Annotated in this window: 15 protein-coding genes; 10 read left to right on the top strand and 5 right to left on the bottom strand. The window is 65.2% G+C overall.

From position 1 onward, the window contains the following. The first annotated feature begins 141 nt into the window (after window positions 1-141). Entirely contained in the window at window positions 142-333 is a 192-nt protein-coding gene (locus RAD16_RS14380; protein WP_458158531.1) for a hypothetical protein, read from the top strand. Between the two features lie 66 nt (window positions 334-399). Here RAD16_RS14380 and RAD16_RS14375 read toward each other — a convergent pair whose 3' ends face one another. Then, complete coding sequence (locus RAD16_RS14375; RefSeq protein WP_458158530.1) at window positions 400-1,011, bottom strand: TetR/AcrR family transcriptional regulator; 612 nt, start codon at window positions 1,009-1,011, stop codon at window positions 400-402. 131 nt (window positions 1,012-1,142) lie between these two features. Between RAD16_RS14375 and RAD16_RS14370 the strand changes: the two genes are divergently transcribed. From RAD16_RS14370 to RAD16_RS14355, 4 genes are all read left to right on the top strand, one after another. After that, the gene (locus tag RAD16_RS14370; RefSeq protein WP_458158529.1) at window positions 1,143-2,375 is read left to right on the top strand and encodes a cytochrome P450; all 1,233 of its coding nucleotides are present in this window, start codon (window positions 1,143-1,145) and stop codon (window positions 2,373-2,375) included. A gap of 266 nt (window positions 2,376-2,641) precedes the next feature. Next, a complete protein-coding gene (locus RAD16_RS14365; protein ID WP_458158528.1) occupies window positions 2,642-6,286 on the top strand; it encodes an AsmA family protein in 3,645 nt (1,214 codons plus the stop codon). 222 nt (window positions 6,287-6,508) lie between these two features. After that, on the top strand, window positions 6,509-7,633 hold the full coding sequence (locus tag RAD16_RS14360) for a DUF2336 domain-containing protein (protein WP_458158527.1): 1,125 nt from the start codon (window positions 6,509-6,511) through the stop codon (window positions 7,631-7,633). A gap of 26 nt (window positions 7,634-7,659) precedes the next feature. Further along, the gene (locus tag RAD16_RS14355; protein WP_458158526.1) at window positions 7,660-7,893 is read left to right on the top strand and encodes a hypothetical protein; all 234 of its coding nucleotides are present in this window, start codon (window positions 7,660-7,662) and stop codon (window positions 7,891-7,893) included. Window positions 7,894-8,000: 107 nt separating this feature from the next. Here the strand turns inward: RAD16_RS14355 and RAD16_RS14350 are convergent, their stop codons facing one another. Next, window positions 8,001-8,234 carry a hypothetical protein gene (locus RAD16_RS14350; RefSeq protein ID WP_458158525.1) on the bottom strand — a complete coding sequence of 78 codons (234 nt, stop codon included), beginning with the start codon at window positions 8,232-8,234 and terminating at the stop codon, window positions 8,001-8,003. A gap of 245 nt (window positions 8,235-8,479) precedes the next feature. On the opposite strand from RAD16_RS14350, the gene RAD16_RS14345 reads away from it, so the two are divergent. Next, a complete protein-coding gene (locus RAD16_RS14345) occupies window positions 8,480-8,707 on the top strand; it encodes a hypothetical protein (protein WP_458158524.1) in 228 nt (75 codons plus the stop codon). Window positions 8,708-8,815: 108 nt separating this feature from the next. Here the strand turns inward: RAD16_RS14345 and RAD16_RS14340 are convergent, their stop codons facing one another. Beyond that, the gene (locus tag RAD16_RS14340; RefSeq protein ID WP_458158523.1) at window positions 8,816-9,553 is read right to left on the bottom strand and encodes an SDR family oxidoreductase; all 738 of its coding nucleotides are present in this window, start codon (window positions 9,551-9,553) and stop codon (window positions 8,816-8,818) included. 150 nt (window positions 9,554-9,703) lie between these two features. On the opposite strand from RAD16_RS14340, the gene RAD16_RS14335 reads away from it, so the two are divergent. Continuing rightward, a complete protein-coding gene (locus tag RAD16_RS14335) occupies window positions 9,704-10,255 on the top strand; it encodes a TetR/AcrR family transcriptional regulator (RefSeq protein ID WP_458158522.1) in 552 nt (183 codons plus the stop codon). 130 nt (window positions 10,256-10,385) lie between these two features. Beyond that, window positions 10,386-10,763, top strand: coding sequence for a RidA family protein (locus RAD16_RS14330; RefSeq protein WP_458158521.1), 378 nt, complete (start codon window positions 10,386-10,388; stop codon window positions 10,761-10,763). Between the two features lie 141 nt (window positions 10,764-10,904). On the opposite strand, the gene RAD16_RS14325 is transcribed toward RAD16_RS14330, so the two are convergent. Continuing rightward, window positions 10,905-11,402, bottom strand: coding sequence for a GNAT family N-acetyltransferase (locus RAD16_RS14325; protein ID WP_458158520.1), 498 nt, complete (start codon window positions 11,400-11,402; stop codon window positions 10,905-10,907). 276 nt (window positions 11,403-11,678) lie between these two features. On the opposite strand from RAD16_RS14325, the gene RAD16_RS14320 reads away from it, so the two are divergent. Further along, a complete protein-coding gene (locus RAD16_RS14320; protein WP_458158519.1) occupies window positions 11,679-11,945 on the top strand; it encodes a hypothetical protein in 267 nt (88 codons plus the stop codon). A 162-nt stretch (window positions 11,946-12,107) separates the two neighbouring features. Continuing rightward, a complete protein-coding gene (locus tag RAD16_RS14315; protein WP_458158518.1) occupies window positions 12,108-12,863 on the top strand; it encodes an outer membrane protein in 756 nt (251 codons plus the stop codon). Between the two features lie 87 nt (window positions 12,864-12,950). Here RAD16_RS14315 and RAD16_RS14310 read toward each other — a convergent pair whose 3' ends face one another. Beyond that, window positions 12,951-13,574: a helix-turn-helix domain-containing protein gene (locus RAD16_RS14310; protein WP_458158517.1), complete on the bottom strand. Its 624-nt coding sequence runs from the start codon at window positions 13,572-13,574 to the stop codon at window positions 12,951-12,953. Window positions 13,575-13,856: the final 282 nt, after the last annotated feature.

Below are 13,856 nucleotides of genomic sequence, written 5' to 3'. Positions count from 1 at the left end.
GAAAGCCTCGCTATAATCACCCATGACTCGCCCTCCTTGCGTGAGGCTCTGCCCGGACCATCCGGGTAACCCTCGCAGTCGCATCGAGGGTGAGTCGCCCCGTTCCGCAAAGGGACATACGGTCTGAAGAACTGCGGCGACGTGCTGACGCGCGAGAACGTGCTGAAGCAGGCCACGAACATCAGCAAGGTGTCACTGCCGCTACTCCTCCCCGGCATTACGGTCTCCGTGTCGCCGACGGATTACTCCACGTTCGACACGTTCAAGCTCGCCAAGTTCGACGGCAAGACGTGGAAGTTTTTTGGCGAGAACCTCAGCACCGCGTCGCGCTGACGGCAGGCGCTTCGCAAACGACGGGACGCAGCGGTTTCGCTGCGTCCCAAGTTGCCCGACAATTTCCTACTCCTCCGCCAGCCCCGTCCTTCGCCGCAAATCCATGATCGCGCGCAGAAAGCTGTCGGCGGGTGTGGTCTCCGGGTCGATCAGCCGGTGCAGACGAAAGCCGTCTTCCAGGGCCAGTACGACGGAGGCCATCCAGGGCGGGTTCAGATTGTCGTTCCTGCCGTTGCTCTTCAGCGTCGCCTCGACGATGTCGGCGACGAGCTTGCGCCGCGCGCGCAGGCGCTTGGCGAGCTCGGGGCGGCGCTTCTCGGCGCGCGCGACGAACAGGATCATCTCCATGTGGAGGAGGGGCGAGCGGCCGAGCGGGTCTTGTTTGGTGCGGTCCATCGACTTCAGCGCCGCGATGAAATCGTCGAGATTGTCGTGCTGGGCGAGGATGTCCATGTTGCGTCGGATCGACTGCTCGACATGGTCCTCGAGCATGGCGATGATCAGCTCGTCCTTGCTCTTGAAATTCGAATAGAACGCGCCGCGGGTGAAGCCGGCGGCGGCCGCGATCGCCTCGATGCTGGCGCCGCCGATGCCGTCTTCCTCGAACACGCGCGCGGCCGCCTCGAACAGCTTGTCGCGCGTATCGTCCCTGGTCGGCCTGGTTCTCACCCTTGACATCGGCGCAGGTTAGGGCAGAATGCAACTCGATACAACAATGTATCGAGTTGATAATCAAAAGGGATGGTTACGCCGGGCAGTGGGGCTGCGACTGGCGTATTCGTGTCATCGGCAACCGAGTTGAGGTCACCATGAACGAGCAAGTGCAACCCACAGGCGGCGATCCGCTGTTCAACCCGCTGTCACCGGACTTCATCCGCGATCCCTATCCGCATTACGACCGGCTGCGCACGACCGATCCGGTCCATGTCACGCCGTTCGGCCAGTTCGTCACCAGCCGTCATGCCGACGTCAGCCTCGTGATGCGCGACAAGCGCTTCGGCAAGGATTTCGTCGAACGCTCCAAGCGCCGCTACAGCGCCGCCATCATGGACGAGCCGGTGTTCCGCAGCATGAGTCACTGGATGCTGCAGTCCGATCCGCCCGATCACACCCGCCTGCGCGGTCTCGTCGTGAAGGCCTTCACCGCCCGCCGCGTCGAGGACATGCGGCCGCGCATCCAGGAGATCGTCGACCATGCCATCGATGCCGTGATCGATCGCGGCCACATGGACCTGATCGAGGACTTTGCCTTCCGCCTGCCTGTTACGATCATCTGCGACATGCTCGGCATCCCCGAGGACCATCGCGAGGTCTTCTACAAGAGCTCGCGCGACGGCGGCCGGCTGCTCGATCCCGTGCCGCTGTCGCCGGAGGAGATCGCCAAGGGCAACGCCGGCAACATGATGGCGCAGATGTATTTCCAGCAGCTGTTCGAGCTGCGCCGCCGCAATCCCGGCGACGACCTCATCACCCAGCTGGTGCAGGCCGAGGAAGACGGCAACAAGCTCACCAACGAGGAGCTGACCGCCAACATCATCCTGCTGTTCGGCGCCGGCCACGAGACCACCGTCAATTTGATCGGCAATGGCCTGCTCGCGCTCCACCGCAACCCGGACCAGCTCGCGCTGCTGAAGGCGCGGCCGGAGCTGATGGTGGGCGCGATCGAGGAATTCCTGCGCTACGATTCCTCGGTGCAGATGACCGGGCGCGTGACGCTGGAGGACATCGACGACCTCGGTGGCAAGAAAATCCCAAAGGGCGAGACCGTGCTCTGCCTGCTCGGCTCGGCCAACCGCGATCCGGCGGTTTACCCCGATCACCCTGACAGGCTCGACGTCACCAGGCAGAACGTCAAGCCGCTGTCCTTCGGCGGCGGCATCCATTTCTGCCTGGGGGCCCAATTGGCGCGGATCGAGGCCGAGATCGCCATCGCCACGCTGCTGCGGCGGCTGCCGGATCTGCGCATCGACGACGTGGAAAACCCCCAATGGCGGCCGACCTTCGTGCTGCGCGGCCTGACGCAGCTCCCGGCGAGTTGGTGATAGCTGCCAGTCCTCATCCTGGGGAGCGCGCCAGCGCGTCTCGCAGGATGAAAGGCCCCGCTGCATCCATGCGGCGATAGCCGGGCCTCGCCCTTCGAGACGGCCGCGTTCCACGGCCTCCTCAGGGCGAGAGTCTCACACCGGCGTTAACCTCCGCGCGCAACAGTCGCTGTGACTTCGCCACACTTCCCTCTATATAAGGGGCTGTTCCGGCGCGCCTGAGGCCCTCAGGTTTGGCCCGGGCCGGTTTGGCCGAGGGGAGACCCGTGCAGACGACGCTGCTCGGATTGGCGATTGCCTTCATCTTAGCGCTTTTGGCCGCGCTGATCGGGCCTTACTTCATCGACTGGAACCAGTTCAGGCCCCAGTTCGAGGCGGAGGCTGGCCGGATCATCGGCGTGCCGGTACGGGTGGCGGGCGCGCTCGACGCGCGGCTGCTGCCGGCGCCGACGCTGCGGCTGCGCTCGGTCACCTTCGGCGGCAACAACGATCTCGGCCGCCTGCGTGCCGACAAGCTCGACGTCGAGTTCAGCCTGGGCTCCCTGATGCGCGGCGAATGGCGCGCCACCGAGCTGACCGTCAACGGCATGGCGGTCGATCTCGGCCTCGATGCGCGCGGGAGGGTCGATCTGCCATCGACTGCCAGCGGCGCCTTCAACCTCGCCTCGCTCGCCATCGAACGGCTGAACCTCACCGGCCGCATCGCCCTGCATGATGCCGCCAGCCGCTCGACCCTGGAATTGAACGACATTGTCTTCTCCGGCGACGTCCGCTCGCTGGCCGGCTCGGTCCGCGGCGACGGTAGCTTGACGGCCAACAGGGTGCGTTATCCCTTCCGCGTCTCCTCCGGCCCGAGCGCCGACGGCAGCGCCACCCGCCTTCACCTCAACATCGATCCCGGCGAGCGCGCCATTCTGGCCGATCTCGAAGGCGTGCTCGCCTTCGACAACCGCCTGCCGAAATTCGAGGGTGCGCTGATCCTCGCCGTGCCGCCGCCGAAGAAGCCGGGCGAGCCGGGGCCGACGCCCTGGAAGCTCACGACAAAGCTCAAGGCCGATCCGGCCGGCGCCAAGTTCGACCAGATCGATGCGAGCTTCGGCACCGAAGACAATACGTTGAAGGTTGGCGGCGTCGGCGATCTCAGGTTCGGCGCCTCGCCGCTGCTGCGTGCGGTGCTGTCGGCGCGGCAGGTCGATGCCGACAAGCTGGCGGGCAAGGACGATACCGATCCGCAGCGCGTGCTGCCGGCGCTGCGCGCGGGGCTGGCGGCGATCCCGCAGGCGCCGATCCCGGCGCAGATCGAGTTCAACTCCGATCAGATCATGCTCGGCGGCCGTCCGCTGCAGAACATCACGGCGGAGCTGCAGACCGGCGGCAGCTCGTGGACCTTCCAGCGGCTCGAGCTGCGCGCGCCCGGCATGACGCAGCTCTCGCTCAACGGCGCGACACCCGGCGCCGACAGCTTTAGCGGCCGTCTCAGCGTCGAGTCGTCCGATCCGGATACGCTGGTGGCCTGGCTTCAGGGCCGCAGCGAGATCAACCGCCGCAGCACGCGGCCGCTGCGGCTCGCCGGCGACGTGACCATCGCCGCCAACCATCTCGCCATCGACAAGCTGAAAGCCGACATTGAAGGCGGCACGGTGGAGGGCCGCATCGGCTTCGTGCAGACAGGCGCGAGCAAGGGCTCGCGGATCGACGCCGAGCTGAAGGCCGACCGTCTCGACCTCGACGCCGCCGCGAGTTTTGTCCGCGCGCTGGCGGGCCCGCAAGGCGAATGGCCGGAGGAAGTAAAACTCTCGCTCGATGTCGGCCGCGCCATCTCCGCGGGACAGGAGCTGAAGCCATTTGCGGCCAAGCTCGGCTACGGCCCGAATGCGCTGTCACTGGAGCAGTTGCGGTTCGGCCAGACCGGCGGCGTGACCACCGAGGCGAGCGGCAGCTTCGATCGCACCAAGGCCACCGGCAAGCTCGCGCTGAAATCCTCGGCCAATTCGCTGCGCGAGCTGACGGCGCTGATCGAGCCGTTCGCGCCGGCGGTGCGTGCACGGCTGGATGCGCTGCCGTCACTGCCGGGCGCGACCCGCCTCAAGCTCGATCTCAGCCTCGACAAGAATGCCGAGCATGCCGATCGCGGCGACGCCCGCGCCGTGCTCGATCTCGATGCGCCACAGCTGAAGGCCACCGCGACGCTGGCGGCGCAGACACCGCTCGCGGCAATCAACGGTATCGACATCGACAAATTGCGCGGCAGCGATTTCACGCTGGACTCGAAAGTCTCGACGCCGCAGTCCGGCGCATTGCTGGCGCTGCTCGGGCTCGATCGCATGGTGGCCGCCGGCGACGGCGCTTCGCAATTCGAAGGCCGGTTAAGTGGCGCCTGGCGCCGGCCGCTGCAACTGAACGCAAAGCTCAGCGGCGGCGGGCTTGACGCGGATGCACAAGGCAGCGTCGAATTGTCGGAGCCGAAGGCCAACGTGAATCTGCGCGTGCGCAACGTCAATCTCGCGCCGCTGTTCGGGACCAGTCCGGCGGACAAGTCAGCGCAGGGCGTCAGCCTGTCCTCGCGCGTCGGCCTGTCCGGCAACCGCCTGACCTTCGACGATCTCGACAGCAGCGCGGCCGGCTCGCATCTGCGCGGGCATCTGGCGGTGACGCTCGATCAGGAGAAGAGCGTCGACGGCGAGATCGGCCTCGACACGCTCGACGTGATGCCGGCGCTGGCGATGGCGATCGGCGCCGCCGGACGCGATGCAGGCGAGCCGCTGAGTGCGGGGCTGCTCGGCGGTTGGCGCGGCCGCATCGCCTTCCAGGCGCTGCGCGGCACGTTGCCCGGCGGGCTCGAGCTGCGCCCCTTCGGCGGCACGATCAGGAGCGACGGCCAGTCGCTCGCGCTCGATGCGTTGAAGGGAAATGTCGGCGGTGGCGGAATGTCGGCGAGCTTCGATGCGCGCAATGGCCCCAATGGCATTGCGCTGAACCTGCATCTCGATCTCACCAATGTCGATGCGACGACGCTGCGCTATCGCGACCTCGCGCTGCCCAAGGGACGCGCCTCGGTGCAGATGGCGCTGACCAGCCAGGGCCGCAGCGTCGCGGCCTTGACCGGTGCGCTCGCCGGTAACGGCACGGTGACGCTCGACTCTGCCGAGATATCTGGCCTCAATCCGCGCGCCTTCGAGATCGCGATCCGCGCCAGCGACGGCGGCCAGGTCAGTGATGACAACCGGCTGCGGCAGCTCGTCGAGCCTGCGCTTGCGTCCGCGCCGATCGCGGTTGCCTCGGCGCAGATTCCGTTCACGATCCGCGACGGCCGCCTGCGCGTCGGCGCCACCCCGCTGGAAGCCAAGAACGCCCGCGCCATCGTCTCCGGCGGCTATGACATTCCCGCCGACCAGGCCGACATCCGCGCCAGCCTGACGCCGATCATGACCGGGCTGTCGGGCGCGCCGCCGGAGATCCAGCTGTTTGCGGCGGGGCCGCCCGACAGGCTCAGCCGCACCGTGGACCTGGCGCCGCTGTCGTCATGGCTCGCGGTACGCACGATCGATCGCGAGACGCGGCGCCTCGACGCCATCGAGCGCGGCGAGCCGCCGCCCGCGACCGCCGCGCTGCCGACGCTGGTCTCGCCCGATCCCGCGCCGGAGCCCTCGCTGACTGATGTGCCGATGCCCGGCCGCGATCCGCGCCGTGCGCCGGCGCCGAAGGCCAAGGTTGAACCCAGGGCGCCGCCGACACCGAAGCCGCCGCAGGCTGCGCCCGCAGCGCCAAGCCCTCCACTGACAAGCCCGCCGCTCGCCAGCCAGCAGGTCGCCCCGCTGCCACCACCGATCGAGGTGCGGCCGGCGCCGGGCCCGCCGCCCGCAAAGCCGAAGCCAAAGCCGCCGCTGGTGCTGACGCCGTCGAATCCGTGAGGCGACAGCATCGTTGCGGCCATCCTTCGAGACGCCCGCCTTTGCCCGCCGGTAAGCCCCATTCCCTCGCATTTTACTGAATTTTCGTCAGCAAAACTGATCTGCTGATTTTACTGGATTATCGCGTTTCATCTCTAGCGTCTGTTCGTAGAGGAAATCGGCGTCGCGCCTGCACAGGCGGGATGGCCCGGCAAATAACGACCAAGAACTGGGGTTATCGAGATGAACGGGGCGAAGACGCTTCTACAGGATCTGGACGACGCGATTGCGCGCGGCACCGACGAAAGCCGGACGCGGGCGTTGTGGCATGCGACCGACATCCTGATCACCGGCCGCTACAGCGACGACGAGATCAGCATGTTCGGCGAGGTGATCGGCCGGCTCGCCGACGAGATCGAGGTTGCCGCGCGGACGCAGCTCTCCGAATTGATGTCGGCCTGCGATCACGCTCCGTTCAACGTCATCGAAAAGCTCGCGCTCGACGACGAGATCGAGGTCGCAGGTCCCGTGCTGCGCGACTCCACCCGCATCGACGAGAAGATGCTGGTTCAGAGCGCCATGACCAAGGGCCAGGCGCATCTGCTCGCGATCTCCCAGCGCCAGTCGATCGGCGAGGCCGTGACCGACGTGCTGGTCAAGCGCGGCGACCAAGAGGTCGTGACCTCGGTCGCCAGGAACGAGGGCGCGCGCTTCTCCGGCTCGGGCCTTCTGCACATGGTCCGCCGCGCCGAGGGCGACTCGATCCTTGCGGAGCAGCTTGGCCTGCGCAAGGACGTACCACGGCACATCTTCCAGCAGTTGATCGCGAAGGCGTCGGAAGACGTCCGCCGCCGGCTCGAGACCGAGCGCCCCGAGATGATGGCGCAGATCCAGAGCTCGGTGACCGAGGTCACCGGCGATCTGCAATCCAAGTTCGGCCCGTCCTCGCGCAGCTATTTCGTTGCCAAGCGCGTGGTGACGACGCAGTATCGCCAGGGCAACCTCAATCAGGATTCGATCTCGAACTATGCGCGACAGCACCGCTTCGACGAGGTGCAGATCGGCCTGTCGCTGCTGTCGGCGCTGCCGGTTGACGTGATCGAGCGCGCGCTGATGGACCGCAACCGCGAGATGCTGCTGGTGCTGTGCAAGGCGCTCGACTTCTCCTGGGACACGACCATGTCGCTGCTGTTCCTCGGCGCCAAGGATCATTTGATCACGGCGCGCGAGCTCCAGGACAACGAGCGCGAGTTCGGACGGCTCAAGATCGAGACCTCGCGCAGCATTCTGAAATTCTACCAGTCGCGCAAGAACAGCGCGGGTGCCGAGGCCCCCGGGGGCCGTCAGCCCGAGCTCCAGGTCCACTGAGCGGAAAATCGAGGGAGTATTTGCAAATGTTGCCTCAATTCGGTACCGCCGTTCGCAAGAACAAGAACCTCGCCGCCGACACGAGCGGATCGGCTCCCGAGAAGGCTTCCGTCGACGCCGCCTGGCTCGTGCTGGAAGCCGCCAACGATCTCGGCGACCAGGCCGCGATCGCAGCCTGCCGCCGTGTCATCGACGCCGAGCTGAACGGCACCGTCGCCAGCAATTCGGATGTCGATCTCGTGCTGGGATATTTCCGGTAGAATCCTACGAACTGGGATATTTCTGGTAAGCCGGGGACGACCCGCGGCTGACGAAAGCAAAAAGGCCCCGCCGAAGCGGGGCCTTCCTGTTCGATCACGTGGACGCGTTAATCGTCCCAATGGTGGTAACGGCGGATCACGACGCCGCGGTCATAGTCCCGGTCGTGATGATACCAGCCACGATGCCAGCCGCGGTCATGTTCGTAGACGCGCGCACGCGGGCCATCATAGTAGTCCCTGTCGCCGCCGACATAGACGCCGACGCCGGCCGCATTGGCGATGGTGGGGGCACCGATTGCAAGCGTCGCTGCCGCTGCAAGAGCGTAAACCAGCTTCTTCATCTGTTCCTCCTTCTTCGCGTCGTCCCCGGGTCAACTTCTGCCGTCCGCGCCTGTTGCAGGAACGCGCAAGAAACTTTCTTGAATGGCTGTTCAGGTTTGTTGCGCTCGGCGCCAACAAGGTATCCGCAACGGAACTGTGGTGCGGGATCCCTTTGTTCCGCTGTCGTCCCCCAGGCTGAGCGAAACTGTGTTATCGTACTACCTGGGATAGTGTTCGCTGTCCTCACGGTATGGGAGAGATCACCATGAAGACCTTGTCGTTCCTCATCGTCGGGCTCGCTGCCGCAACTATGTCAATGCCGGCAGCAAATGCTCAGTACAAATGTTCCTTTAGCGGCGGCACCATTTCCGCCGTCCCGTGTGCCAAGCGTTATGCTGTGAACTACGAGGCGTGCCGAAAACACCTCATCGAGCATGGTTCGACGTCGGCTGACGCCATGTGGTGGTGTACGAGCCAAGGCTACACGCAATAAGGTCACACGAAATAAGGCCACGCTAAATCAGACGGCACAAAGGCGATCCGACACCGGCCACGAGCAAGAGGCCGCTTTGGGGCGGCCTCTTGCAACCGGATGGGACGCTCAGGCGTTCGCGCCGCCGTCGACGGTCAGTGTCGTGCCGGTGACGTATTTGGCTTTCGCGCTCGCCAGGAACGCCACCGCGCTTGCGATGTCGTCCGTCGCGCCGTACCGGCCCAGTGCCATGAACTGCTTCAAGGTCTCCGCGGTCGCGCCGTGCGCCGGATTCATGTCGGTGTCGATCGAGCCCGGCTGCACCAGGTTGACCGTGACGTCGCGGGGGCCGAGCTCGCGTGCCAGCGCCTTGGTGAAGGCCGATAGCGCCGACTTCGTCGCCGCGTAGACACCGAGCACCGGCGAGGGCACGCGGTCGGCGAAATAGCTGCCGATGGTGATGATCCGGCCGCCCTTGCCGAGGTGCGGCAGGGCCGCCTTGCTCGCGACGATCGGCGAGCGGACATTGACGTTCAGCTGCGCATCGATGTCGGCGAGCGAGATGTCGTTGAGGCCGCCCAAGCGCAGAATGCCGGCGTTGTTGACCAGGATATCGAGCCCGCTCAGCTCCTTGACGGTCTTGTCCACCGAGGCCTGGACGGCGGCGACATCGGCGCTGTCGGCCTGGATCGCCACGGCTTTCCGCCCGGACGACTTGATGGCGTCCACGATCTTGGCGGCGCTCTCCGCGGACTTCTCGTAAGTGATGGCGACATCGGCACCTTCGGCGGCGAGCGCCTTCGCGATGGCGGCCCCGATACCCCTGCTTGCGCCCGTCACCAGGGCCCGTTTTCCAGCCAGCGTCATCTGATCTCTCCAATTCTGTAACGATCGACACAGAATATGTGGAGTCTTGATCACTCAGATCAAGTGAATTATGTGTTGATCATTACAGAAAGGCGGGCGATGGCAGGTCGGCCACGGGAATTTGATCGCGACTCGGCACTCGAGGCTGCCATGCAGCTGTTCTGGCGCAAGGGCTTTGCCGCGGCCTCGATGACCGATCTGTGCGAGGCCATGGGCGTCCGCTCGCCGAGCCTCTATGCCGCCTTCGAGAGCAAGGAGGCGCTCTACCTCGCCGCGATCGCGCATTACGTCGAAACGCAGGGACAGCCGGTCTGGGACAGGCTGGCGGAAGGTGCAACCGCGCGCGCCGGCATCGAGAACCTGCTGATCGGGGCGGCCGAGACCCTGCCGAAATCCCGTGCCGCACCGGCCGGCTGCATGGCCGTGCTGGGCGCCGTCAGCGACGAATGGCCGGCATCCATTGCCCGGGTGGTCAAAAAGGTCCGGCTCGACATGCTCGATACGCTCCGCGCGCGGGTCGAGGCTGCGGTCGCTGGCGGCGAATTGCCCGCCACGACCGACGTCGACGCGTTGAGCCGGTTCTACCTCAGCGTCTTCGAAGGCATGGCCATCCAGGCCAAGGACGGCGCGACGCTCGCGGAGCTGAGGGGCGCGGCGAAAGCGGCCATGGCGGGGTGGCCGGGCGGGGGCAGCGAAAGTTAGCTCCATCTGCGGCCGCGACCTGATGCATCGCACGTGGCTGCGATACGCTGCAATGGCACTTGCGGCTTTGGCCGAAAGAGGGCAGCGGTGATGGTTCGGTGTTGCGCAGGAAAATCACGGGGGCGCGTCGTTGAAGAGGCAAAACATCTCATCGGGGTATGCGTTTGAAGACAGCTATGGCTACTCCCGCGCCGTGCGCGTCGGAAACCAGGTCTTTGTCTCCGGCACAACGGCACGGCCGCCGCATCTCGACGGCGATGCCTACCTGCAAGCCAGGGCCGTACTTGCATTGATCGCCGACGCATTGGCCGAGGCCGGCGCCGGTATGCGGCATGTCGTCCGCACCGTGGTGTACGTCATCGACATGGCGGACACTGATCATGTGGCGCGCGCCCATTCCGAAGCTTTCGGTGCGGTGCGCCCGGCGAGCACCCTCGTTCAAGTCAGCGCCCTGACGCCAGCTTCTGCCCGCGTCGAGATTGAAGTGGCGGCGATCATCTCGGACTGACGGGCTTCAAGCCGCGCGGGCGCCGGATCCGCTACGTAGTCCGTAGGATGGGTAGAGCGCAGCGAAACCCATCATTGCTTCCGCGCGTGTTGAAGCGCGATGGGTTTCGCTTCGCTCTACCCATCCTACAAGTGTGCGCTCTCATCGCCTGATACGGTAGATCACGACGTCTTCGCCGCGATGCGTCGTGCTCTTCTCCAGAATGTAGTTCGCCTTCTCCAGCACGCGGCGCGACGCCCTGTGCTCGACAAACACCAGGCCGATGAGGGACGGCAGCGCGAGTTGTGACAGCCCGATATCGGTCAGCGCGGTCGCGATCTCGCTGGCAAGTCCCTGGCCCCAGACATCGCGCCTGAACGTGTAGGCGACCTCGATCTCGTCCAAATCGTCCACGAGGATGTGCCGGATGCCGGCCCGCCCGGCGAAGGCGCCGTCCTTGGTCCGCAGCACCCACAGCCCGAAACCGTGCCGGTCCCAGTGGGCCATGTTGACGTCGAGATAGGTCCTCGTCGCCTCCGCCGAGCGCACGCCGCCGAGATAGCGCGACACCTCGGCATCGAGATGCAGCGCGACGAGGTCGGCGATGTGGCTTTCGTTGAGTCTTTCGGCGGTCAGTCTGTCGGTGCTGAAATGGTCCATGGACGCCGTTGGTCGCCTTGAAACTGTTCGCGATCTTGATGTGGTTGTCCTGTTTTGCCCGGCTGGTCAACTGGCGTTCGGTCCGTAGCCCGGATGGAGCGCAGCGAAATCCGGGAACTCGTTTGGTGGATGCAGATTCCGGATTATGCTTCGCTCCATCCGGGCTGCGGATACGCCGTCCGGCGTGTCAGCCATCGCTTGATCTGAATCAAGCACGCGCATGACAGCCACAGCACAACCCGACTCCAGGGGCTGGTGATATGTTTGGTGTGCGCAATGAGTCCGACCTGGTACGTCACCTTTGAAGTGCAACAGCGAGGCATTCTGCCGAGACAACGCAGTCCGCGAGAGACGAAGACCTTTGCGACGGAGCAGGAAGCGAAGCTGTTCGCGCGTGCCAAGCGCGATGAGGGACTCGCCGTCTTTGCAGGCACGATCAACCCGCATCTTCCGAGGCGGCTGATCCCGTCCTCGGGCATCAACGCGTGGCTTGCCGACGACCAGGACAGCGCTGCTGCGCCCGGTACTTCAAAAAGCGACTAAGCACTCTGTCGTGCACAGCGATGGCGCTTGGGTGTTGCCATTTTGGTACGGGCCAAAAACCTCCTCGCGCGTAAACTTCAGGATGTTCGCGGCACTTATGCACGTCAGCCTGCATAAGGGCTCGTTTCTGACGGAAAAGATTTGAGCAAAGGGGACGAAACGATGAAAAAGCTTTCAATCGCGGCAATCGGCTTTGCGGCGCTGAGCATGGCGGCTCCCGCCATGGCAGCCGATATGGCCGTCAAGGCGCCGCCGCCGGCGCCGGTGGTGGCCGTCTACAACTGGACCGGGTTCTACATTGGTGCCAACGGTGGCTGGGGGCAGAGCCACGGCTGCGTGGATTTCCTGACGCCCGCAGGGAGAGTCGGAAGTGGTTGCGCCGATCGCTCCGGCGGCCTCGCCGGCGGACAGATCGGGTATCGCTGGCAGATGAATCAGTTCGTGTTCGGCCTGGAAGCGCAGGGCGATTGGGCCGATATCAAGAACACGCGCGTGAGCCTGATCGATCCATTGATCTCGACCACGGGCAAGACCGATGCGATCGGGCTGTTCACGGCCCAGCTCGGTTGGGCATGGAACGCCTCGCTGTTCTACCTGAAGGGCGGCGCCGCCGTGACGCGCAATCGCTTCGACATCTTCAACAACCTCACCGGCGTCGGCCTCGCCTCGGCAGGTCACACGCGCTGGGGCGGCGCCCTGGGTGTCGGCTGGGAGTATGGCTTCGCGCCGAACTGGTCGGCCGGTATCGAATACGACCATCTCTGGATGGGGCGTGACAACACCACCTTCGCAGGCGTGGTCACTCCCGGTGGGGTCCTCCTCACGGGTAGCGGCGTCACCCAGGATATCGACATGGTCACGGTTCGGTTGAATTACCGCTTCGGCGGTTACGGTGCGCCGGTCGCGGCTCGCTATTAATCTGAAGTCTTCCCAGAGAACTCAGGCCCCGGCATCGACCGGGGCCTTTTTCATGGGAGGCCGAAGAAAGTGCGCGAATGTCCGGCGTCAGTTCCTGCGGTCGAGCGCGGCGAGCTGCTTCCTGTCGAGCAGCACGATGTGGCGCTGATTGTTGTCGATGAAGCCGAGGATGCCGAGCTCGCGCAGATGCGACAGTGACCGCGAGACGGTCTCGAGCGTGAGGCCGAGATAGTCCGCGATGTCACGCCGCGTCATCGGCAGGGCGAGCACGCCTGCGGCGGTGAGCCGCCGGTCCATCTCGATCAGGAACGCGGCAACCCGCTCCATCGACGTCTTGCGTCCCAGCAGGAGCATGTGGTCCTCGGCATGCCGAAGGTTCATCGTGGTCATGTAGAGCAGGCTCCTCGTCAAGGCGCCGTCGCTCCCGGCAACCGCCTCGAGGCTCTCGTGCCTGATCAGCCGCACGGTCGTGTCCACCACCGCTTCGGCGGTGAAGCGATGGATGCCGCCGTTTGTCAGTCCGAAGACGTCGCCGGGGACGTGAAATGCACTGATCTGCCTGCGCCCGTCCGGCAGCAGCTTGTAGCTTCGCACCGTGCCCGACTTGACCTGGTAGACATATCTTGCGGGCTCTCTCTCGCCGTAGATCTCGCCGCCGCGGCGATAGCTGAACTCGCTCAAGCTGACCATGGGATCTGAGTCCGCGGTCATTCCGAATTCGCTCAGAGAGTGCGGGCGGGGCAGGGACGCCGAGGTCAAGTGCATCAGCATCGGACCAACTCCTCAATCCGGTGGCGATCGGGTTTGTTAGCCGCAGCGCATGCGACACCAGGACGGCGTCGCGCCGCCTCGTTCTTGCTGAGACGAAGCTTGTTCGAAAGCGAAACCGATGACTATCGTCCTAAGGTTCAATGTCCCAAGGGGCATGCAGGGTTCGGCGCGTCGCGCCGCCTTGATCTAGCGCAACATGAGTGCCCGCACGGCTCCGATGCT

This window comes from Bradyrhizobium sp. 18BD (genome assembly GCF_054185225.1).
This window is presented reverse-complemented; position numbering and strand designations above follow the sequence as displayed.